The following is a 23,587-nucleotide window of genomic DNA, read 5'->3' as shown; positions in this document are numbered from 1 at the left end:
GAAGGGACTGATCATGAAACAGCTGCTGCTCGACTTCCTCTGGTCCCATCTGCGCACGCTCGGCGCGTTCCGTGTCTCCGGGCAGACTCCGGAGGCCGCACGGGGGTCGGCAGGCCTCGCGCCGGGGTACGGCGCCTGGTTCGACGAGTGCCTGCGCATCTTCGAAGGGACCGGCTACATCGAGCGGCGGGACGGCAGGATCCTGCTCGACGAGGCCAGGCCGCACCGGCCGATCGAGCAGCTGTGGCGCGCGTGGGAGACGGAACAGCCCACGTGGCGGGAGAATTCCGACCTCGCGGCCACCCACCTCCTGGTGGAGACCACCCTGCGTGCCTTTCCCGACATCCTCACCGGACGGCGGCCGGCCACCGAGGTCATCTTCCCCGGCGGATCGCTGGAGCTGGTGCAGAACGCCTACGCGACCAACCCGGCGTCGGCGTTCTTCAACCAGGTGCTGGCCGCCGACCTGGTGGCGCGGCTGCGACGGCGGGCAGAGGCCCGGACGGCGGACGGCGCGCGGATCCTGGAGATCGGCGCCGGTACGGGAGCCACGAGCGCTGTCGTCCTGGAGGCGCTGCGGTCGGCGCGGCTGGACGTGCGCGAGTACTGCTACACCGACATATCCAGGGTCTTCCTGAACCACGCGGAGCGTCTCTTCGGTGCGGAGAACCCTTGGCTGACCTGCGAAATCCTGGACATCGAGCGCCCGGTGGCGGATCAAGGCCGCATCCTCGGCGAGTACGACGCCGTGGTCGCCGCCAACGTCCTGCACGCCACCCTGGACATCCGCCACACCCTGCGCAACGCCAAGGCGCTGCTTCGGCCCGGCGGACTCCTTGTCCTGAACGAGCTGACCGCGAACAACCTGCTCAGCCAGTTCTCGTTCGGTCTCCTCGACGGATGGTGGCGCTACGAGGACCCGCACCTGCGGATCCAGGGCAGCCCGCTGCTCTCCACGGAGCACTGGCGGCACGCCCTGACGCAGGAAGGATTCCGCGCGATCGCTCTGCCCGCGCGGGATGCCGAGGATCTGGGACAGCAGATCATCGTGGCCGAGAGCGACGGCGTCATACGGCAGCCGACGGCCGTACCGCGCCCGTCCGCGCCGCACGTGGCGCCGGTGCGCGAGAATCCGGCGCGAGCCGTGGCCGATCACAGCGACGCGAGCGAGCCCGGAGACCGGCTGCGCGTCCACATCGAGGCAGTCGCGCTCGATGTGCTGGCCGAGGCGCTGGACATCCCGCGAACGAGGATCGGGCGGGACGAGTCCTTCTCGAACTACGGGCTCGATTCCATCTTCGCGGTGAACGTGGCCCGGACCCTCGGCGGGACGCTCGGTATCGACCTCGACATCACGGTGCTGTTCGAGCACAACACCCTGGCCGAGCTGGGCGAGTTCATCGTCTCCGAGTACGCCGAGGAGCTGCGGGACGCACGTCCGCCGGAGCCCGCACCGCCGGACGGGGTACCCGATCCCGTACAGCCTGACCCTCAACCTCAACCTCGACCTCAGGCTGAGGTCGACGAGGCCGCGCTCGACGGCATGGCGATCGTCGGCATGTCCGCACGCTTCCCCGGGGCCGACGACATCGACGAGTTCTGGCGGATCGTCGAGCAGGGCGGACGGTGCATCACCGCACCGCCGGAGAAACGTGCGGACTGGGCGTCGTACGACGGCGACGAGGCGGCCGCGCTGCGGGGCGGATTCCTCGACGGGGTGCATGCGTTCGATCCGCTCTTCTTCCGTATGTCGATGACCGAGGCGCGCCAGGTGACGCCGGAGCTGCGCCTGCTGCTGATGGCGTCGTGGAACGCCGTCGAGGACGCGGGCTACCGGCCGGCCGAGCTGCGGAACCGGCCCACGGGGGTGTTCGTCGCCACGACGCAGAGCGAGTACCGGCCCGCGGTCAGCGACCTGATGAGCCTGCCGTCGCCCGCGATGGTGCCCAACCGGATCTCCTACCTGCTCGACCTCAACGGCCCCAGCGAGCAGTACGACACGACGTGTTCGTCCTCGTTCGTGGCCCTGCACCGGGCAGTCCGGTCCATCCGCGACGGCGAGTGCGAGCAGGCGATCGTCGGCGGGGTGAACCTTGTGATGTCGCCTGCGGGTTTCGGCGGGATGCGGGCCGCCGGGATGCTCAGCCCGAGCGGTGACGTACGGCCGTTCCAGGAGGGCGCCGACGGTACGGCGCGCAGTGAGGGCGTCGCCGCCGTACTGGTCAAACCCCTGCGCCGGGCCGTGGAGGACGGGGACTTCGTGTACTGCGTCGTACGCGGCACCGGAGTGTCCCACGGCGGCAAGGGTGTGTCTTTCACGGCACCGAACATCAAGGGCATGAAGACAGCCGTCGCGCACGCCTACGCCGACGCCGCGATCGAGCCGGGCGCCGTGGAGTACATCGAGACCCACGGCATGAGCTCGATGCTGGCGGACAGCGCGGAGCTGGCGGCGCTCGGCGCCGGACTCCGCACCGAGAACAACAGCGGAGACGTGACGTATCTGGGCAACGTGAAGCCCTGCATCGGGCACACGGAGGTGGTCTCCGGCCTGGCCGCGCTGGTGAAGACGGCGCAGGCGATACGGCACGGTGTGATTCCGGCGATCCCGGGCTTCGGGCAGCTGCACCCCGACCTCTCCCTCAAGGGGACTTGGCTGCGCATCGCCGAGCAGAACCTGCCGTGGCCCGAGCGCACCGACGACGCCGGCCGGCCGCTGCCGCGCCGCGCGGGCATGCACAGCTTCGGGATCGGCGGCGTGAACGCGCATGTCGTGCTGGAGCAGCACATCGCCCCCGCGCACCCGGACGACGACCCGGGTGAGCAGGTCCTTGTGCTCTCGGCGCAGAGCGTCGACGCTCTGCGCGAGCGGGCACGCCGGCTGACGCACCGGCTGGCCGGAGCGGATCCGCACTCCTGGGCGGACATCGCGTACACGTTGCAGGTCGGCCGGGAGGCGATGAGCTGCCGGCTGGCGTTCGTGGCGCAGGGCACCGACGAGGCCGCTCGCGTTCTGGACGCCTGGCTCGACGGCGACCCGGACACACTCGCCCGCGTGGCGTTCGCCGACGGCGTCGATCCCGCTGCCGGCGTCGTGTACGACGGGAAGCCGACCCACCGCGACGAGGTGGCGGAACACTGGGTCGCGGGCACGTCCATCGACTGGGACCTGATGCATCGCGGCGCTCGACGCAGGCGAATCCCGCTGCCGGGTTATCCCTTCGCCCGTCTGACGTGTTTCGCCGATCAGGTGCCGAGGTCGGATCAGGCCGTGCACACCGGCGACGGCTCTCCTGGCGGTGCGGACGGAGTGGACGGCGAGGACCGCGAAGCCTTCGTCGCCGATCTCGTCGCCTCGGTGCTGGGCCTGCCACGGCACGAGATCGACGGCACGAGGTCGCTCGCCGACTACGGTCTCAACTCCCTGCTCCTGGTCGCGATGCTCGGCCGGATCAGCAGCGCGTTTCCGGGCTTCCGGCCCGAATGGTGGCAGCCGCACGACACGTTGGACGACGTGGTCGCGAGGCTGTCCGAGGCGGAGGCCCGCTCCTCGCGCGGGTCGGCACCGGAGCTGGTCCGTCTCAACGGCGCGACCGAGGGCAGGCCGGTGTTCTGGATCCACGGCGCCCTCGCCGGCGTCGAGTCCTACCGTACGATCGCCGAGCGGATCGACCGCCCGTTCTACGGCATCCAGGCCCGCGGCCTGCTGACCGAGGACGCGCCGATCGAGGGCGTCACGGCCGTGGCCGCGTACTACACCGAGGTCATCCGCTCGGTGCAGCCCGAAGGGCCGTACGACATCGGCGGGTTCTGCCTCGGTGGCATCGTCGCCTATGAGGTGACCCGGCGGCTGCAGGAGCAGGGGCAGGACGTGGCCTCGCTGACGATGGTGGACTCGCCGGACGGGACCGGTCTGGCGAAGTCGAACGCGAACGGGTTCCAGTCGGCGCGGAGCGCGGCGCTCCAGGTCGTCAACTCCCTGCTCTGGCCGGCGGGGGAGAAGAACCCGGCGGTCCTGCGTGCCCGTCTCGTCCACCGGGACGAGGTCGCGGAGGACCTGGACGAGGACGCGTTCGTCCTGCGGCTCGCGGAGTTGGCGGCCGAGCGCGGCCTTGCCATGAGACCTGACCGGACCGCGCGGTTCGTCAGGCGCAACATGGCGATCCAGCTCGCCTACCGGCTCGGCGAGCACACCATCAGGCCGCTGCCGCGGCCGGAAGCCGTGGTGTGCACCTACTTCCGCAACCGGCGCGGGCTCTTCCTGGGCGAGGTCGAACCCTACTTCCAGGTCGTCGGCGAGACCTTCTCCCTCGACGACGTGAACTACCGCCAGGACTGGGAGCGCGAGCTGCCGGGCCTTCGCCTGGTGGAGATCGACGCCGCGAACCACATGACGATCCTGAACGACGCGGGGCCGCTCGCCGCGATCGAGGAGACCTGCCTGGCGCTCTACGCGCCCGACGAGATCGGGGCCACCCGTGTCTGATCTGACCGCCACCCGGACGTACGGCCGCCAGGAGCCGGTGGCGATCGTCGGCATCGGCTGCCGACTGCCGGCCCGGATCGATGACCCGACCGCACTCTGGCAGGCGCTGCTCGACGGTGTCGACGCCGTGCGTCAGGTGCCGGCCGACCGGTGGAACGCCACCGCCTGGGCCGACGCGGAGGCGTCCGGCGGGGCGGCGAACCGTCGCGGTGGATTCCTCGACGACGTCACGGGATTCGACGCGGAGTACTTCTCCATCCCACCGGCCGAGGCCCGGCAGATGGACCCGCAGCAGCGGATCGCCCTGGAGGTGGCGTGCGCCGCCGTCGAGGACGCACGGCGTTCCACGACGAGTCTCGCGGGCACGCGCACCGGCGTCTTCATGGGCGCGATGTGGCAGGAGTACCCGCTGTTCACGCAGGGCGCCGCCGAGGCGATCCACGCCCACTCGGCCATCGGCTGGGACACCTCGGTGATCCCGTCCCGCATCGCGTACGCGCTGGGGTTGCGCGGCCCTGCGATGGGCGTGGCGACCGCGTCCAGCTCCTCCCTGGTCGCGGTGCACCTCGCCGTGCAGAGTCTGCGCTCCGGCGAGTCGGACTTCGCCCTCGCCGGCGGCGTCAACCTGATGCTGCATCCGAACACCTCGGTGGCCATGACGAAACTCGGCACGCAGAGCGCTGCCGGCCTGAGCCGAGCCTTCGACGGCGACGGCGACGGCTACGCACGAGGCGAGGGCTGCGCGGTGGTCGTGCTGCGCCGGCTGTCCGACGCGCTCGCCGACGGCGACCGCGTCTACGCCCTGGTGCACGGCAGCGCCGTCAACAACGACGGCGCGACGGACGGACTGACCGCCCCCGGCCGCGAGGCGCAGACGGAGGTGCTGCGGTCGGCGTGGGAGAACGCCGGCGTCGCGCCGCGTGCGGTGTCGTACGTCGAGGCGCACGGCACGGGTACGCCGCTGGGCGACGTGACGGAGGCGGGCGCGCTCGGCGCCGTGTTCGGGCCCGACCGGCCCGAGCCGCTGCGCATCGGCTCGGCGAAGACGAACTTCGGCCATCTCGAACCGGCGGCCGGCGTGCTCGGGCTCGTCAAGGCCGCGCTGGCGGTGCACCACGGCGTCATTCCGCCGAGCCTGCACTTCCGCACACCGAACCCGCGCATCGACTTCTCCGCCGCACGTCTGGAAGTGGCCACCGAAGCAGTCGCGTGGCCGGACGGGCCACGGTTCGCGGGGGTGAGCAGCTTCGGATACGGCGGCACCAACGCGCATGTCGCCCTCGGCGAGGCGCCCGAGGGCGCGGCGGTACCGGCCGCACCGGATGCGGGCGGTCCGGTCTGCCTGGCGGTGTCCGGCACGAACCCGAACGCGCTCACGCGCAACGCCGCACGGCTGGCGAGCCACCTCGGGCAGTCGCCCGGGACGAGGCTGTCCGACGTCGCCCACTCGCTGGCGACGACCCGTACGCAGCACCCCGCGCGCGGCGTGGTGATCGCCGGCACGACGGACGAGGCGGTCGCCGGTCTGCGGGCGCTCGCCGCGGACGAGAGCCACGACGCTGTGGTGACGGGCGCGGCCGCCGAGCGCGGCCGCGTCGCGTTCGTCTTCCCCGGCCAGGGCGCCCAGTGGTGGGGGATGGGCCGGGCGCTGTGGGAGCAGAACGACGCGTTCCGCGAGGCCGTGACGGCCTGCGACGAGGCCCTCGCCCCGCACACCGGGTTCTCGGTCGCCGCGGTCGTGCGTGGGCAGGACGGGATCGCGCCGCCTTTCACGCGTACGGACGTGGTGCAGCCGGCGTTGTTCGCGATGTACGTCGGGCTCGCCGCGATGTGGCGCGCCTGGGGCGTCGAGCCCTCGGCGGTCGTCGGCCACAGCCAGGGGGAGGTGGCCGCGGCGGTCGTCAGCGGGGCGCTGAGCCTGGCGGACGGCGCTCGCATCGTGGCGTTGCGCGCCCGGGCCGTGCACGACCATGCGCCGGACGGGGCGATGGGACTCGTGGAGCGCCCGGTCGGCGAAGTCACCGAGCAGCTGGCGGCCTACGGCGAGGCGCTGTCCGTCGCGGTGGTGAACACCGCGCGATCGACCGTCGTGGCCGGAGACGCCGAGGCGGTGGACCGCTTCCTCGCCCAGATGGAGGCCACCGGCGCGTACTGCCAGCGCGTGGACGTGGACTACGCGTCGCACAGCCCGCACATGGACGTGCTGCTGCCCGGGCTGCGCGAGCAGCTCACGGGCCTGGCCCCGGCGGATGCGGGGATCGCCTTCTACTCGAGCGTGACGGGGGAGCGGGCAGCCGGTCCGGAGCTCGGCGCGGACTACTGGTGCCGCAACCTGCGCGAGCCGGTCCGCTTCGATCGCGCGCTGGAACGCCTGCGGGCGGACGGGTTCGGGGTCTTCGTCGAGGTGAGTCCGCATCCGGTGCTCCAGATAGCCCTGGCGCAGGGAACCGAAGCCGACGCGGCGGCCGTCGTGGTGGGCAGCCTGCGCCGCGAGCGCGGCGGGATCGAACAGCCGCTGCGGGCGCTGGCGGAGCTGCACGTCCAAGGGGTCCCGATCCCGTTCTCGGCCCCGGATACGCGCCGGGCGGACCTTCCGACGTACGCGTTCGAACACCGCCGCTACTGGCTGGACGAACACGACGACGCGGTCCCGGCCGTCGACAACGGCTCGTGGCGCGAGGACGTGATGGCCCTGCCCGAAGCCGAGCGTCCGGGATCAGTGGTCGCACTCGTCACGCAGGAGGCCGCGGCCTTGCTCGGCCGGCCCGCGGCAGGCGTGCGCCCCGACCTGACGCTGCGCGAACAGGGCTTCGACTCCCTCATGGTGGTCGAGCTGCGCAACCGGCTCAGCGCACGGACCCGGGTCTCGCTGCCCACTGTGCTCGCCTTCGACTACCCCACACCGCAAGCCATCGCGACGCTGCTGCTGACGCACGCCGACGCGCAGGACGCGCAGTACGAGGCCCCGGAAGCCGCGCCCGCCGTCGCCGCAGCGCCCGTACGGCCCGATGATGACGACCCCGTCGTGATCGTGTCCATGGCCTGCCGGCTTCCCGACGGAATCGACACGCCCGAAGCGTTCTGGGATCTGCTCGCCGACGGCCGCGAAGCCTCCTCCCCGTTCCCGCAGCGCTGGGACGGATGGGATCTCGACACGATCGAGGAGACGGAGCGCGCCGCCACCGGCAGGCGCTTCGAGCGCAAGGGCGGCTTCGTACGCGACGTCGAGGACTTCGACGCGGCGTTCTTCGGGCTCAGCCCGCGTGAGGCGCTGTCCCTGGACCCGCAGCAGCGGCTCGTCCTGGAAGTCGTGTGGGAGGCGATCGAGCGGGCCAATCTGCGCACCGCGTCCCTCGAAGGCAGCAACACAGGCGTCTACCTCGGCGCGATGAGTTCGGACTACGACGTCGCCCGGCGCTGGGACGTCGGGAGCAGCGACGGCTACAAGATCACCGGCAACGGGTCGAGCCTGATCTCCGGGCGGGTGTCCTACACCCTCGGCCTGTCCGGGCCGGCGCTCACCGTCGACACCGCATGCAGCTCCTCGCTCGTGGCCCTGCGCCTGGCCTGCGAGGCGCTGCGCAGCGGTGAATGCGACCTGGCGCTCGCCGGCGGAGTGACCGTGATGAGCACCCCGCAGATCTTCGTCGAGTTCAGCCGCCTCAACGGGCTCGCGGCCGACGGCCGTTGCAAGAGCTTCGCCGACGACGCCGACGGGACGAGCTGGGCGGAGGGCTGCGGCGTCCTGGTGCTCAAGCGGCTCTCGGACGCGAGGCGCGACGGTGACCGGGTGCTGGCCGTCGTACGGGGCACCGCCATGAACCAGGACGGCCGCAGCCAGGGCCTCACCGCGCCGAACGGCCTCGCGCAGCAGCGCGTGGTCCGCAGTGCCCTGGCCGACGGAGGACTGACCCCGGCCGACATCGACGCCGTCGAAGCGCACGCCACGGGCACCGTGCTCGGCGACCCCATCGAAGCCGGCGCCCTTGCCTCGGTGTTCTCGGGCCGCGTACGACCCCTGCACCTGGGATCGGCCAAGTCCAACATCGGCCACGCCCAGGCGGCCTCCGGCGTCATCGGCGTCATCAAGATGGTGCTGGCGCTCCAGCACGAGTCGCTGCCCCGCACGCTCCACGCGGAGAAGCCGAACACCCGGATCGACTGGACCGGCGGCGAACTGGAGCTTCTGCGGGAGCCGAGGAAGTGGCCGCGAACCCGGCGGGTCCGTCGCGCCGGCATCAGCTCCTTCGGCATCAGCGGCACGAACACCCACGTCATCATTGAAGAAGCACCGGAGACACCGCAGGCCGTCGTCGCGGACCGGCCCGGCGACGATCCCGTCCATCCGCTGGTGATCTCGGGCACCGACACGGCCGCCCTGCGCGCGCAGGCCCGGAACTGGGCCGAGTGGCTCGACGCGCGGCCCGCCGCGTCGATGCGGGACATCGCCTACACCTCCGCCGTCGGCCGTACGCACTTCGACGCGCGCGCCGTGGTCTTCGCGGGCAACACCGTGGATGCTGCCGAAGCCCTGCGGGCGGTCGAGCCCGGCTCCGGCACGGCGCTGGGGAAGATCGCCTTCGTGTTCCGCGGCCAGGACGCGCAGCCGCCGGGGACGAGCCGTCAACTGCTGGAGCAGAGCGCGGTGTTCCGCGACACCCTGGCGGAGTGCGACGCGGTCCTCTCGCCGTTGACCGGCTGGTCCGTGCTGAAGGTGCTGCGCGGCGAGGAGGACGTGAGCGGTCCGGATGTGCTGCCGTGCACGCTGTTCGCAACCTGCCTCGGACGCGCGGCGCTGTGGCGTAGCTGGGGTGTGGAGCCGGCGGCGGTGGTGGGCGACGCGCAGGGCGAGGTCGCCGCCGCGGTGGTGAGCGGGGCGCTGAGCTTGGAGGACGGTGCCCGCGTCATCGCCCTTCGAGCCGGCGCGCGCTCGGGGGACGCGGTCGGCGGTGCGATGCCAGGGATGGTCCCTGCCCGGACTTCCGTCCCCTTCCATTCGGGTCTGACGGGCGAGGTCGTGCCGGGCTCGCAGCTCGGCGGCGACTACTGGCTCCGCGATCTGCAAGAGCAAAAGCAAGAGCAAGAGCCGGAGCCCATGGGACTCGACCGTGCGCTGGAGCGGCTGCGCGGCGAGGGGATCGGAGCGTTCGTCGAGCTCGGCCCGTCCTCCGACGGCGGCTCGGGCGGCGTGGACCAGCTCTGGCGAGCGGCCGCCACGTTGTTCGAGCGGGGCTTCCCTCTGGACTGGGAGCGAGTCCTCGGGTCCCATGGCGTCGGCAAGGTCGACGTCCCGACGTACGCGTTCCAACGCCAACGCTTCTGGCTCGGCGAGCTTCCGTCCGGGCCCGTCGCGGTGACGGCCGGTCAGGCTACGGACAGCCACCCGTGGTTCGACGCGATCACGACGCTCGCGGGCAGCGGCGGTCACCTCTTCACGGGCCGGCTGTCGCTCGACGACGACCCGTGGCTGGCCGATCACGTCGTCGGCGGGCAGGTCTACGTACCCGGCGCGGGCTTGATCGACGCCGCGCTGTTCGCCGCCCGGACCGCAGGTGCCGACGCTCTGGCAGACCTGACGCTGCTGGAGCCGGTCGTCCTCCTTCCGGGCCGTACGCTGCGGATCCAGGCCACCGTCGGCGATCCGGACGCGCACGGACGACGCCCCCTCGCGCTCCACAGCCAGCCCGAGGACACGGATGAGCCGCTGGTCTGGCAGCAGCACGTGACCGGAGAGTGCGTGACCCGTGCGGGCGCCGACGCCACCATGCCGCCGGATCTCGACAACTGGCCGGTGCCCGACGCCCAGGCCCTGGACATCGAAGCCTTCTACGGACGCGCCCTCGCCAACGGGCTCGACTACGGCCCGGCGTTCCGGGGACTGCGCGAACTCGCCTGCCGCGACGGAGTCCACTACGCGCGGGTGTCCCTTCCGGGCGCGCTGGATACGGCCGGCCACGGCCTGCATCCGTCGCTGTTCGACGCGGCCTTGCAGGTCGTCGTCGCCGGTCTGATGGAGGCGGGTGCGGCTCCCGGGCCGCTCGTCCCGTTCATCTGGTCGGACGTCGAGCTGTTCCGTACCGCAGGCAGAGAACTGACCGTGCGCGTGTCGTACGAGTCCGGCGGGGACGAGGACCTCGCGCCGGCCACCGTATGGCTGGCCGACCCGGCAGGCCAGCCGGTGGCCCGGATCGGCGGGCTGAAGTTCCAGCCCGGCCGACGCCGCGGACACCCGTTCGACGAGCACCTCTACCGCGTCGGCTTCGAACCCGTACACCTCGTGGCCGAAACCTTCGACCCCGCGGGCACTCTCGTGGTCGGTGGCACGGAGCTGGGCGCGGGGCTCGGCGCTGACGTCGTACCCGACCTGGACGCGCTCGTGAAGCGGCTCGATGCCCGGGCGGGTACGCCTCGGCGGCTGCTGTTCGCGCTCCCTAACGACGCGTCCGCCCAGTCGGACGACGCGGAACGCAGCGCCGCCGAAACGCTGCGGACGCTTCAGGTGTGCCTCGGCGACGCCCGGCTTCAGGGCGCGGAGCTCGTGTGGATCAGCCGTGACGCGGTGTCGTCGCGCCCTGATGACCAGGTGGGGAACTGGGCCCAGGCCGCCGTGTGGGGCATGGTACGCACGGCCCGCACGGAACAAGCTGAGCGCGTCCTGCGCCTGATCGACCTCGGTCCCGGTACCCCGGACTTCCGGCTTCTGGCGCGCGTGATCGAGACCGGCGGTGAGCCGGAGTGCGTACTGCGCGGCGCGAGCGCCCACGTACCACGGGCAAGGCCGACCGTCGCGGAGGTCGACGCGCTCGTCCTGCCGGACGGAGGCGGCTGGCACGTGGACCGGCGGGACGACGGTCGGTTGGACGTCATCGCCGCGCCGCACGACGAGGTCGCGCCGGGGCCGGTCGTGCCGTCGGAAGTCCGCGTCGAAGTACGAGCCGCCGGGATGAGCCCGGAGCGGGCACCACAGGTCCTGGAGTTCGCGGGGATCGTCAGGGAGGTCGGCAGCGGCGTCACCTCCGTCCGCGCGGGTGACCGGGTCATGGGCCGTGCGGCAGCCGCGCTCGGCGATGAGATCCGCGTGGACGCTGCCACCCTCAGGCCGCTGCCCGCGCACCTCACCTTCGCCCAGGCGGCCGCTGATCCGTCCGCCCCCGACGCGAGCCAGGACAAGGGGGCGTTCACCGCCTTCGACGTACGCGAAGCGCCGTACGCCCTGCGCCACGCGCGGCAGGACGCAGCACACCAGGCCGTGCTGACCCTGCCACGGGCCCTCGATCCGGACGGCACGGTGCTGATCACCGGCGGTCTCGGTGAGCTCGGCAGCGCGCTCGCCGCCCACCTGGTCCGCGCGCACGGAGCGCGGCGGCTCGTACTGCTGTCGCGGCGCGGTGGCAACGCGCCCGAAGCCGGCGCGTTCGTGCGGGAGCTCGAAGCCGCTGGCGCCGAGCGGGTGGACCTGGCCGCGGGCGACGTCGCGGACCGGGCCGCGGTGGCCGCCGTACTGGAAGGGATCGACCCGGGCCATCCCCTCACGGCCGTGTTCCACCTCGCCGGCGTGCTCGACGACGGCCTGGTGGAGGGCTTCACCGCGGAGCGGCTGCACCGGGTGATGGCACCCAAGGTCCAGGGCGCGCGCCTGCTGGACGAGTTGACCGAGCGGCTGGACCTGGCCGCGTTCGTCCTCTTCTCCTCGGCGGCCGGAACGCTGGGCACCGCAGGCCAGAGCGGGTACGCGGCGGCCAACGCGACGCTGGACGCCCTGGCGGCGAACCGGCGCAAGCGGGGCCTTGCCGGACTCAGCCTCGCCTTCGGGCTCTGGGAACAGGCCGGAGTGGGCATGACCGCCCACCTCGGCAAGGCCGAACTGGGACGCCTGCGACGTCAGGGGATCGGTGCCCTGACCTTGGCCGAGGGCCTGAACGCCCTGGACGTCGCACTCGCTCGGCCCGAGACCCAGCTGATGCCCGTACGCCTGGAACTGGCATCGCTGCGCCACGCGCTCGGCGACGCGGAAGCGCCTCCCTTGCTGCGCGCCATGCTGCGGCGCACCACCGAGGGGCGCGAGGCCGAAGCCTCCGGGACCGTACAGTCGCTCGATACGCGGATGGCGGACGCCTCGGAGGCCGAACGGCCGGCCCTGCTGCTGGACCTCGTCCGCAGCGAAGTCGCCGACGTGCTCGGCCTGCCCGGACCCGACAGCGTGCCGGCCGACCGGGCACTGCGTTCCCTCGGGATCGACTCGCTCACCATGGTCCAGCTGCGCAAGCGCCTCGCCAAACGGCTGAACACCACGCTGCCCGCCACCCTGGTGTTCGACTACCCGACCGCCGAAGCCATCGCCGGGCTCCTGCTCCACGACGCCACCACCTGAGAGGGAACGGGAAGTGAAGACAGAGGCCCTGTTCATCGCGGGCACCGCGACCTACCTGCCTCCGGCGACCAAGGTCGAACAGGCCGTCGCCGACGGCCGGTTCGACGCCCAGGACGCCGAGGACACGCAACTCGAATCGGTCTGCGAAGCCACGGACGAAGCCCCGCCCGAGATGGCGGTGGCCGCTGCCAGAGATGCCCTGGAAAGGTCGGGTCACCGGGCCGACGACATCGCGCTGCTGCTGCACGCCTGCGTGTACTTCCAAGGACTTGAGCTCTATCCGACGGCTTCCTACATCCACCGCGAAGTGCTCGGGGACCATCCGGCGCTCGCCTTCGAGGTCAAGAACGCTTCCAACGGCTGTATGACCGCGCTGGACATCGCGGCGCGTTCCCTCTCGGCCACCGACGACGTGGCGGCGCTGGTGACCACCGCCGACAAGGTCAGCCTGCCCGCGATCGACCGCTGGAACAGCGACATCGGCATCGTCCCCGGTGACGGCGCGTCGGCGATGGTGCTCAGCACGAGGTCCGGGTTCGCCCAGGTGCTGAGCACCTCCACGGTGTCGGATCCCACCCTGGAGCGCCTGCACCGCGGCGACGCGCCCTTCACGCCCCACCACGACCCGACGCTCCCCATCGACCTGCGGTTGCGCAAGCTGCAGTACCTGGGAGACGTCGAGCTCGACGAGTTCACCCGCCGGTTCCGGGCCGGCCTCAGCGACTGCGTCGACGGAGCCCTGCAGGACGCCGACATACGCCTGGGCGACATCGCCCGGTTCGTCGTCCCGCACTTCGGACGCACCGTGCTGCAGCGCGAGGTCCTCGCCGCACTCGACATCGACCTCGATCTCACGACCTGGTCCTGGGGCCGCACCGTCGGCCACCTCGGCGCGGGCGACCAGATCGCCGGACTCGACCACCTCGTGCGGGAGCGCGCCGTGGACGTCGGCGACCTCTGCATGCTGCTCGGCGTCGGCGCCGGCTTCACCTGGACGTGCGCAGTGGTCCGGATCACCGAGCTTCCCGCGTGGCCGACGCGGCCGGCCGGATTCGACCTCGGGGCCGGGCGGATCTGATGCGCTGCTACGTGTTCCCGGGACAGGGCACCCAGAAGAAGGGGATGGGACGCAGCCTGTTCGGAAGGTTCCCCGACCTCCTTCGGCGCGCCGACCGGGTGCTCGGATACTCGGTCGAGGAGCTCTGTCTGGAGAACCCGGAACGACGGCTGTCCGAGACGGCGTACGCGCAGCCGGCGATCTACGTCGTCAACGCGCTGCACTGGTCGGCGGCGCGGGAGGACCTGCCACCCGCGGACTTCTTCGCGGGCCACAGTCTCGGCGAGTACAGCGCCCTGTTCGCGGCCGGCGCCTTCGACTTCGAAGGCGGCCTGACGCTGGTGCAACGCCGTGCGGAACTGATGGGCCAGGTCAGCGGCGGTGCGATGGCCGCGGTCGTCGGTGTCTCCGAACAGATCGCCGAGGAGACCCTGAAGCAGCACGGCGCCACCGGCGTCGTCATCGCCAACTACAACGCGCCCGAACAGATCGTGCTCTCCGGCAGCCACGAGGAACTGGCGCGGATCAAGCCGGTCTTCGAGAAGGTGGAGGGTGTCCGGGGCTTCATCCCCGTCCGGGTCAGCGGACCCTTCCACTCGCCGGCCATGGCCCCGGCCGCCGCGCGTTTCGGCGACCTACTGGCCTCGGTCGACCTGGCCGAACTGCGGACCCCGGTCATCTCCAACGTGACCGGCCGGCCGTTCGGCCCCGACACGCAGGAAGTCCGCGCACTGCTCGCCGAGCAGATCGCCCAGCCCGTCCGCTGGACCGACTGCATCCGGTATCTGCAAGACGCGGGCGTGTCGGTCTTCACGGAACTGGGCGAATCGAAGGTGCTCACCTCGCTCATCGACCGGATCACCACCGCGCGGGAGCCCGCGACCACCACCGCGCAGGAGCCCGCGATCACCACCGCGCCAGAGCCCGCGATCACCACCGCGCCAGAGCCCGCGCCCGATCCACGCCGCGACCTGATCGAGCGCATCAGGCGCGAGATCCTCCAGCCGGAGATCGGCGACGAGGCGCTGAGCTTCGACGAGGACGCGTCGTTCCGGCAGCTCGGCCTGAACTCCATCATCTACGTACGCCTGGCCCGCCGGGCCGGGACGGCCCTCGGCATTCCGCTCAAGCCGGACGTCATCTTCCAGCACCGTTCCTGCGCGGCCCTGGCGGACCACCTCCTGACCCGCGACGACATCGCCCCAGCCATCGCCCACGCCGGTGCCCCAGCCGGCGGCACCCCGGCCGTCGCCCCCGCCGCAGCGCCGGAGGCCCCACCCGCGCCTCTGCGCGCATACCAGGACGAACGGGTGACGGCCCTGCTGCGCGACTGCGCGAACGGGACCCTCACCGTGGACCGGACCATCGAGGCGATCCGCGCCCTCGTGTGACGAGCGCCGGTTGCGGCATTACTTCGTTCTGCCGTCGGGGAGGCGCACGACGGCGAGCGGGGGCACGACCTCTCGCTCACTCCGCTCCCATGGGAAGATGGCTGAGTGACGCTGGAGGACCTCGTCCGGCTGCGCCGGGCCCGTGACCGCATGGACCGTGAGTACGCGGAGCCGCTCGACGTGCCGGCGCTCGCCCGTGGTGCGCTCATGTCGCCGGGGCACTTCTCCCGCAGCTTCCGTTCCGCGTACGGCGAGAGTCCGTACAGCTACCTCATGACCCGCCGGATCGAGCGGGCCAAGGCGCTGCTGCGCCGCGGGGACCTGTCGGTGACCGAGGTCTGCTTCGCCGTCGGGTGTACCTCGCTCGGGTCGTTCAGCTCCCGCTTCACCGAGCTGGTCGGCGAGAGCCCCAGCGCCTACCGGGCGCGGCCGCACGAGGAAGGCGCTGCCATCCCGGCCTGTGTCGCCAAGATCCACACGCGACCAGTCAGGAATGGAGAAGCGAAAGCGCCACCCCGTCCGTAGCGTGAACCCCATGGAAATCAAGCTCGCACAGACCTTCATCGCCGTCGACGACCACGACAAGGCGCTCACCTTCTACCGGGACGTTCTCGGCCTGGAGGTACGCAACGACGTCGGGTTCGAGGGGATGCGCTGGGTCACGGTCGGCTCCCCGGCGCAGCCGGACGTGGAGATCGTCCTCGAACCGCCGCTCGCCGACCCCAACGCCCCGGCCGCCGACAAGCAGGCCATGGCCGAGCTGCTCGCCAAGGGCCTGCTGCGCGGTGTCATCTTCTCCACCGACGACGTCGACGCGACCTTCGAGCGCATCCGCGCCGCGGGCGGCGAGGTGCTCCAGGAGCCGATCGACCAGCCCTACGGCGTCCGCGACTGCGCCTTCCGCGACCCGGCCGGCAACATGCTGCGCTTCAACCAGCCGCGCAAGGGCTGAAGCCCCCCCGCCGATGGACCGGTTCCGCTGCGGTGCGGGACCGGGGCGGACGAGAATAGAACGTGACGTTCGAACCTGGTGAGACCGGGCCGGGGCCGCCGGAGACGGACGTGAGCGGCGGCGGCCCCGCGCGACAGATGGAGAGACGATGAGCAAGGCCGCAAAGACCGGATCGCAGTCGGCAGCGCAGCCGGTCGCGGACAGCCACGAAGTGATCCGGGTGCACGGGGCGCGCGAGAACAACCTCAAGGACGTCGACATCGAGATCCCGAAGCGCCGGCTGACGGTGTTCACCGGGGTCTCCGGCTCCGGCAAGAGTTCGCTGGTGTTCAACACGATCGCCGCGGAGTCGCAGCGGCTGATCAACGAGACCTACAGCGCCTTCGTCCAGGGCTTCATGCCGACGCAGGCCCGCCCCGAGGTCGACGTGCTCGAAGGGCTGACCACGGCCATCATCGTCGACCAGCAGCGGCTGGGCGCCGACCCCCGCTCCACCGTCGGCACCGCCACCGACGCCAACGCGATGCTGCGCATCCTCTTCAGCCGGCTCGGCAAGCCCCACATCGGCTCGCCCAACGCGTTCTCCTTCAACGTGGCCTCGGTCAAGGCCAGCGGCGCGATCACGGTGGAGCGCGGCGCCGGGACCAGGACGGAGAAGCAGACCTTCACCCGTACCGGCGGCATGTGCGTCCGCTGCGAGGGCCGGGGCACGGTCTCCGACATCGACCTCACCCAGCTGTACGACGACACCAAGTCGATCTCCGAAGGCGCGTTCACCATCCCCGGCTGGAAGTCGGACAGCTGGTGGACCGTGCGGACCTACGCCGAGTCGGGCTTCCTCGACCCGGACAAGCCGATCCGTAAATTCACCAAGAAGGAGATGCAGGACTTCCTCTACCGGGAGCCCACCAAGGTCAAGGTCGAAGGCGCCAACCTCACCTTCGAAGGGCTGATCCCCAAGATCCAGAAGTCGTTCCTCTCCAAGGACAAGGAGGCGATGCAGCCCCACATCCGCGCCTTCGTGGAACGCGCCGTCACCTTCACCACCTGTCCCGAGTGCGAGGGCACCCGGCTCAGCGAGGGCGCCCGCTCCTCGAAGATCAAGAAGATCTCCATCGCCGACGCCTGCGCGATGCAGATCAGCGACCTGGCCGAGTGGGTGCGCGAACTCGACGAGCCCTCGGTGGCGCCGCTGCTCAGCGCGCTGCTCGGCACGCTCGAATCGTTCGTCGAGATCGGCCTCGGCTACCTCTCGCTCGACCGGCCCTCGGGCACGCTGTCCGGCGGTGAGGCGCAGCGCGTCAAGATGATCCGCCACCTCGGCTCCTCGCTCACGGACGTCACGTACGTCTTCGACGAGCCCACCATCGGCCTCCACCCGCACGACATCCAGCGCATGAACGACCTGCTGCTGCGGCTGCGCGACAAGGGCAACACCGTGCTCGTCGTGGAGCACAAGCCGGAGGCCATCGCCATCGCCGACCACGTCGTCGACCTCGGACCCGGCGCCGGCAGCGCGGGCGGCACCGTCTGCTTCGAAGGCACGGTGGAAGGACTGCGGGCCGGCGGGACCCTCACCGGCCGCCACCTCGACGACCGGGCCGTCCTCAAGGAGAAGGTGCGCACGCCCTCCGGCACGCTGGAGATCCGCGGCGCCTCGGCCCACAGCCTCCAGGACGTCGACGTCGACATCCCGCTCGGCGTCCTCTGCGTGGTCACCGGCGTCGCCGGTTCCGGCAAGAGCTCGCTCATCCACGGATCGATCCCGGCCGGCGAGGACGTCGTCTCCGTCGACCAGACCGCGATCCGCGGCTCCCGCCGCAGCAACCCGGCCACCTACACCGGGCTCCTCGAACCGATCCGCAAGGCGTTCGCCAAGGCCAACGGCGTGAAGCCCGCCCTGTTCAGCGCCAACTCCGAAGGCGCCTGCCCCACCTGCAAGGGCGCCGGGGTCATCTACACCGACCTGGCGATGATGGCGGGCATCGCCACCGTCTGCGAGGAGTGCGAGGGCAAGCGGTTCGAGGCCTCGGTGCTCGACCACCACCTCGGCGGCCGCGACATCAGCGAGGTCCTCGCGATGTCGGTGGACGAGGCGGAGACGTTCTTCGCCGAGGGGGAGGCCCGCGTCCCCGCCGCACACAAGATCCTCACCCGCCTCTCCGACGTCCGCCTCGGCTACCTCCGCCTCGGCCAGCCGCTCACCACGCTCTCCGGCGGCGAGCGCCAGCGGCTGAAGCTCGCCACCCACATGGGCGAGAAGGGCGGTGTGTACGTCCTCGACGAGCCGACCACCGGTCTGCACCTGGCCGACGTGGAGCAGCTGCTCGGGCTGCTCGACCGGCTGGTCGAGTCCGGAAAGTCGGTGATCGTCATCGAGCACCACCAGGCGGTCATGGCGCACGCCGACTGGATCATCGACCTCGGCCCCGGCGCCGGACACGACGGCGGCCGGATCGTCTTCGAGGGCACCCCGGCCGACCTGGTCGCCGACCGCTCCACCCTCACGGGCGAGCACCTCGCGGCGTACGTCGGAGGCTGACGGAAGTCCTCTACGGGGCCGGGGGACGCCCTCCGGCCCCGAACCGGTCCTCGCGGCTCAGGACGGCCGGTCGCGGCGGAGCCACGACGGAACCTCGGGAACATCCGCGTCCCACGCCCGCGGCTGTTCAGGCTCGGGCTCCGGTTCCGGCCGCGGCCGCGGCTTCGGCGGTGGCGGGAGCACCGGTTCCGGTTCCGGCTCCGGTTCGGGGGCGGCCGGAGGTACGGGCTTCGGCGCCGCGCTGTCGTACAGCTCCTCGATCACCGTGAACCGGCAGTGGAAGCTCTGCCAGGCCCCGTCCAGGACCAGCACGAACCCGTCGGACTCCCGGTAGAGCCTCCGGCGCTTCGGGCTGGCCGGATGCACCGGCCGGTACGTCTCGGCCCGCTGCCGCAGAACCTCCAGCGCCTCCTCGCGCGTACCGTCCACATGGTCCATGACACCGGCCGACCAGACCCGGCGCTGACCGCCGAGCCCGAGGTTCTGCTCCACCAACAGCCCCCACCTGGGCATGATTCCCCCGCTCGTCGATCGTTCCGCCGTGCCGCGACGGCTCTCCGTCCCCGCAGGCCCCGCGTCGTACCATTGTTCCTGATCTTGTTACGCGTCCTGGCACCGCCCGTACGCCCAGGCGTCGTCCGGCAGTGCGCCCCGCCGCGTACCGGCTCCGCCGGGAGGCCGCCATACTGGACGGGCCGGGGAGGGCGCGCGGGCAGTGGCGGGGAACGACGGGGGCGAGAAACGGGAGATGGCGGACACCAGGCTGATCCAGAGCCGGTACCGGCTGCTCGATCTGATCGGGCGCGGCGGCATGGGCGAGGTGTGGCGGGCGCGGGACGAGTCGCTGGGCCGTCTGGTCGCCGTCAAGTGCCTCAAGCCCATGGTCCCCCAGCACGACCAGGCCTCCACCCGCATCCTGCGCGAGCGCTTCCGCCGCGAGGCCCGGGTCGCCGCCTCCCTCCAGCACCGGGGCGTCACCGTCGTCCATGACTTCGGCGAGCACGAAGGCGTCCTCTACCTCGTCATGGAGCTGCTGGAGGGGCACAACCTGAGCCAGCTCCTGGAGGAGAACCAGCAGCGCCCGCTCCCCGTCGACCATGTCGTCGACATCGCCGAGCAGGTCGCCGACGCGCTCGGCTACACGCACCGGCAAGGCATCGTCCACCGTGATCTGAAGCCCGCCAACATCATGCGGCTGACGGACGGCACGGTGAAGATCTGCGACTTCGGCATAGCGCGTCTCGGCCACGACATCGGCGTCACCTCCCGGCTCACCACCACCGGCATCGCCATGGGCACCCCGCACTACATGTCGCCCGAGCAGATCGGCGGGAAGGAGGTCGACCACCGCAGCGACCTCTACTCGCTCGGCTGTGTGCTGTACGAGATCGCCACCGGCGTACCGCCGTTCGACCTGGACGACGCCTGGGCCGTACTCGTGGGACACCGCGACACCCCGCCCGAACCGCCGCGCACCCACCGCGCCGAACTCCCGGGCTTCTTCGACCGTGTCGTCCTGGACCTGCTGGCCAAGGCCCCCGACGAGCGGCCCGCCGACGCGGGTGACCTGCGCCGCCGGATCGTGCTCGGCCGCACCGGCGGTCAGGCGGTGACCGGCCTCGCCTACCCGTCGGCCCCGCTGACCGGGCCGCCCCACGCCACTCCGCCCGCCGTCCTCCGTCCGGACTCCGAACTGCCGTCCTGGGCCCGCGACATGACCCCCGGACACAAGGCCACCGCCTCCCTCGTCCCGGGGGCCGCCCTGCCCGACCCCGCCGCGGGACTCACCGGCCGCTGGACCACCGCGAAACCCACCACCGCACCCTCCGACACCGACGGTTCCACCGGGCTGAGGCCCATCGCACCCACCCCCGAGCTGCTCGCCGACCTCGCCGGCCGCCACAGCTCGGGCGTCGACCTGGGGCGGCTGGGCCGGTGGGAGGAGGCGGGCGAGGTGCACCGCGCGGTGGCGGCGGAGCGCGAGAGCGTGCTCGGCCCCGACCATCCGGACACGCTGGCCAGCCGGTACGAGGTCGGCCTCACCCTCAGCCGCACCGGCCGGGCCGCCGACGCGCTGCGCGAGTTCGGCCAGGTCGCCGCGGGCCGCGAACGCGCCCTGGGCCCCGACCACCCGCAGACCCTCGCCGCCCGGCAGCAGACCGCCCACGTCCTCGGCCAGCTCGGCCGCCACTTCGAGGCCCATCAGGTGTACGCGGCGGTCCTCGCCGCCCGGACCCGCTCCATGGGCCCCGACCACCCCGAGACCTTGCGCTGCCGCCACAATCTGGCGTTCAACCTCAGCCGCCTCGGACGGCCCGAGGAGTCGTGGCAGCTGGCCACCCAGGTCGCCGACGACCGGGCCCGGCTGCTCGGCGCGACCCACCCCGACACGCTCGCCACCCGGTACGAAGTCGCCTACACGCTGGGCCGGTTGGGGCGCTGGGCGGAAGCGCTGGAGACCTACCAGGAGGTCGCCCGGGCCCGTGCGGCCACGCTCGGCGCCGACCATCCCGACACCCTCGCCGCCCGCTACGAGGCCGGTATCAGCCTCGGCCGGCTCGGCCGCAGCGCCGAGGCCCTGGAGCTGTACCGGGGCCTGGTCGCCGACCGTACGCGGGTGGGCGGACCGTCCGACCCCGAGACACTCCGCGCCCGCCACGGTCTGGGCGTCAACCTGGGGCGGATGGGCCGCTGGGAGGAGGCGCTCGCCGAGGCGCGCGACGTGTGCGCGATCCGCGAGCGCACGCTCGGCGCCGACCACCCGGACACCGTGACCAGCTGCCGCGAGGTCGCCGTCGCGCTCGGCTGGCTCGGCCGGTGGACCGACGCCCTCACCGCGTACCGGAAGGTCGCCGAGGCACGCCGCCGATCCCTCGGCCCCGACCATCCGGAGACCCTGGCCGCCCGCCACGACGAGGCGCACTGCCTGGACCGGCTGGGGCGGAAGGAGGAGTCCGCCGAGCTGTTCCGCACGCTCGCCGCCCACCGGGCCCAGAACGCGCTGCCGCCGAACTGAAGCCCCCGCCTGCGGAAGCCGCCCTCGCGAACAGGCCCTCGCCTGCGGAAGCCGCCCCCGCGATCAGGCCCCCGCCTGCGGAAGCCGCCCCTCCGAACAGGTCCCCGCCTGCGGAAACGGCCCCAAGACCTCTGGCCGGAGGACAGCCCTCCATGTTACGAAGGTGCATGCCCGCACCTGAACCTGAACCGTCCGCTCCCCACCCCGGCGCACCCGCCCGGGGCCGCTACGACGCCGTGATCGTGGGCGGCGGCCACAACGGTCTGGTCGCCGCCGCCTACCTCGCCCGCGCCGGACAGTCCGTCCTCGTCCTGGAACGCCTGGACACCACCGGGGGAGCGGCCGTCTCGACCCGCCCCTTCGCCGGCGTCGACGCCCGCCTCTCGCGCTACTCCTATCTGGTCTCGCTGCTGCCGCGGAAGATCGTCCGGGATCTCGGCCTCGCCTTCGCCGTACGGAAGCGGACCGTGTCCTCGTACACCCCGGCCGTCCGCGACGGACGCCCCACCGGACTCCTCGTCGGCGGCGACCGGACGCGGGAGTCGTTCGCCGCGCTGACCGGCGGCGAGCGCGAGTACGAGGCGTGGCAGCGCTTCTACGCCATGACGCGGCGCGTCGCCGAACGGGCCTTCCCGACCCTCACCGAACCGCTGCCCGAACGGGAGGCGCTACGGGCCCGGATCGACGACCCGGAAGCCTGGCGGACGCTGTTCGAGGAGCCGATCGGCGTGGCCGTCGAACGGAACTTCAGCGACGACCTGGTACGCGGCGTGGTGCTGACCGACGCCCTGATCGGCACCTTCGCCGACGCCCACGACGCCTCGCTCCTCCAGAACCGGTGCTTCCTCTACCACGTGATCGGCGGCGGAACCGGCGACTGGGACGTCCCCGTCGGCGGCATGGGCGCCCTCACCGACGCGCTGGCCGGGGCCGCCCGTGCGGCGGGCGCCGAGATCCGCGTACGGCACGAGGCGACCCGGATCGAGACCGACGGCACCCACGCCGAGGTCACCGTCCGCACCCCGGACGGCGAACACACCGTCGCCGCCCGCCGGGTGCTGGTCAACGCCTCCCCGCAGGCGCTCGCCGCCCTCCTCGGCGAGACCCCGCCACCGCCCGCCGAAGGCGCCCAGCTCAAGGTGAACATGCTGCTCACCCGGCTCCCGCGCCTCCGCGACCGGTCCGTCGACCCCCGGCAGGCCTTCGCCGGTACGTTCCACATCGCCGAGGGGTACGGGCAGCTGGCCGACGCCTACCGGGACGCGGCGGCCGGACGGCTGCCCGCCGCACCCCCGTCCGAGATCTACTGCCACTCGCTGACCGACCCCTCGATCCTCGGCCCCGACCTCGCCGCGCGCGGCTACCAGACCCTCACCCTCTTCGGCCTCCACACCCCGGCCCGCCTCTTCGCCGCCGACAACGACGCCACCCGCGCCGCCCTGCTCAAGGCCACCCTCGCCGAACTCGACGCCCACCAGGAGGAGCCGATCACCGACTGCCTGGCCCGCGACGAGAACGGCGAACCCTGCATCGAGGCCAAGACCCCGCTCGACCTCGAACGGGACCTCCGCCTGCCCGGCGGCCACATCTTCCACCGCGACCTCTCCTTCCCGTACGCGGCCGAGGCCACCGGGAAGTGGGGCGTCGAGACCGCCCACGCCAACGTCCTGCTCTGCGGAGCGGGCGCGGTGCGCGGCGGCGGGGTCAGCGGGGTGCCCGGCCACAACGCGGCGATGGCGGCGCTGGGTTAGGGGGTGTCCGGCCCTGATCCG

At 72.1% G+C, this 23,587-nt stretch carries 10 protein-coding genes; 9 read left to right on the top strand and 1 reads right to left on the bottom strand.

Features of this window, described 5'->3' with window-relative positions:
• Positions 1-13: 13 nt before the first annotated feature.
• The 7 genes from ACQP09_RS00635 to ACQP09_RS00605 all read left to right on the top strand — a co-directional run bounded on the left by ACQP09_RS00635 (position 14) and on the right by ACQP09_RS00605 (position 18,799).
• Positions 14-4,486, top strand: coding sequence for a beta-ketoacyl synthase N-terminal-like domain-containing protein (locus tag ACQP09_RS00635; RefSeq protein ID WP_433395052.1), 4,473 nt, complete (start codon positions 14-16; stop codon positions 4,484-4,486).
• The gene (locus tag ACQP09_RS00630) at positions 4,479-12,857 is read left to right on the top strand and encodes a type I polyketide synthase (protein WP_433395050.1); all 8,379 of its coding nucleotides are present in this window, start codon (positions 4,479-4,481) and stop codon (positions 12,855-12,857) included. The genes ACQP09_RS00635 and ACQP09_RS00630 overlap by 8 nt, the downstream gene beginning before the upstream one ends.
• A 13-nt stretch (positions 12,858-12,870) precedes the next feature.
• On the top strand, positions 12,871-13,935 hold the full coding sequence (locus ACQP09_RS00625; RefSeq protein WP_433395048.1) for a ketoacyl-ACP synthase III family protein: 1,065 nt from the start codon (positions 12,871-12,873) through the stop codon (positions 13,933-13,935).
• The gene (gene fabD, locus ACQP09_RS00620) at positions 13,935-15,305 is read left to right on the top strand and encodes an ACP S-malonyltransferase (protein WP_433395047.1); all 1,371 of its coding nucleotides are present in this window, start codon (positions 13,935-13,937) and stop codon (positions 15,303-15,305) included. The genes ACQP09_RS00625 and fabD overlap by 1 nt, the downstream gene beginning before the upstream one ends.
• Positions 15,306-15,410: 105 nt before the next feature.
• Entirely contained in the window at positions 15,411-15,830 is a 420-nt protein-coding gene (locus tag ACQP09_RS00615) for a helix-turn-helix transcriptional regulator (RefSeq protein WP_432150240.1), read from the top strand.
• Positions 15,831-15,840: 10 nt separating this feature from the next.
• Complete coding sequence (locus ACQP09_RS00610; RefSeq protein WP_028417068.1) at positions 15,841-16,257, top strand: VOC family protein; 417 nt, start codon at positions 15,841-15,843, stop codon at positions 16,255-16,257.
• A gap of 148 nt (positions 16,258-16,405) precedes the next feature.
• Complete coding sequence (locus tag ACQP09_RS00605; RefSeq protein ID WP_433395045.1) at positions 16,406-18,799, top strand: ATP-binding cassette domain-containing protein; 2,394 nt, start codon at positions 16,406-16,408, stop codon at positions 18,797-18,799.
• 57 nt (positions 18,800-18,856) lie between these two features.
• Here ACQP09_RS00605 and ACQP09_RS00600 read toward each other — a convergent pair whose 3' ends face one another.
• A complete protein-coding gene (locus ACQP09_RS00600; RefSeq protein WP_433395043.1) occupies positions 18,857-19,312 on the bottom strand; it encodes a hypothetical protein in 456 nt (151 codons plus the stop codon).
• Between the two features lie 235 nt (positions 19,313-19,547).
• Here ACQP09_RS00600 and ACQP09_RS00595 point away from each other — a divergent pair, with 235 nt between their 5' ends.
• Positions 19,548-21,815 (top strand): tetratricopeptide repeat protein, encoded by a 2,268-nt coding sequence (locus tag ACQP09_RS00595; RefSeq protein ID WP_433395041.1) that lies wholly within the window; start codon positions 19,548-19,550, stop codon positions 21,813-21,815.
• 167 nt (positions 21,816-21,982) lie between these two features.
• Entirely contained in the window at positions 21,983-23,566 is a 1,584-nt protein-coding gene (locus tag ACQP09_RS00590; RefSeq protein ID WP_433395040.1) for a phytoene desaturase family protein, read from the top strand.
• Positions 23,567-23,587: the final 21 nt, after the last annotated feature.

The sequence above is a fragment of the Streptomyces sp. CA-146814 genome (assembly GCF_050942385.1).
GTDB lineage: Bacteria > Actinomycetota > Actinomycetes > Streptomycetales > Streptomycetaceae > Streptomyces.
Note: the sequence above shows the minus strand (reverse complement) of the source record. Positions and strands in the feature narration are given on the sequence as shown.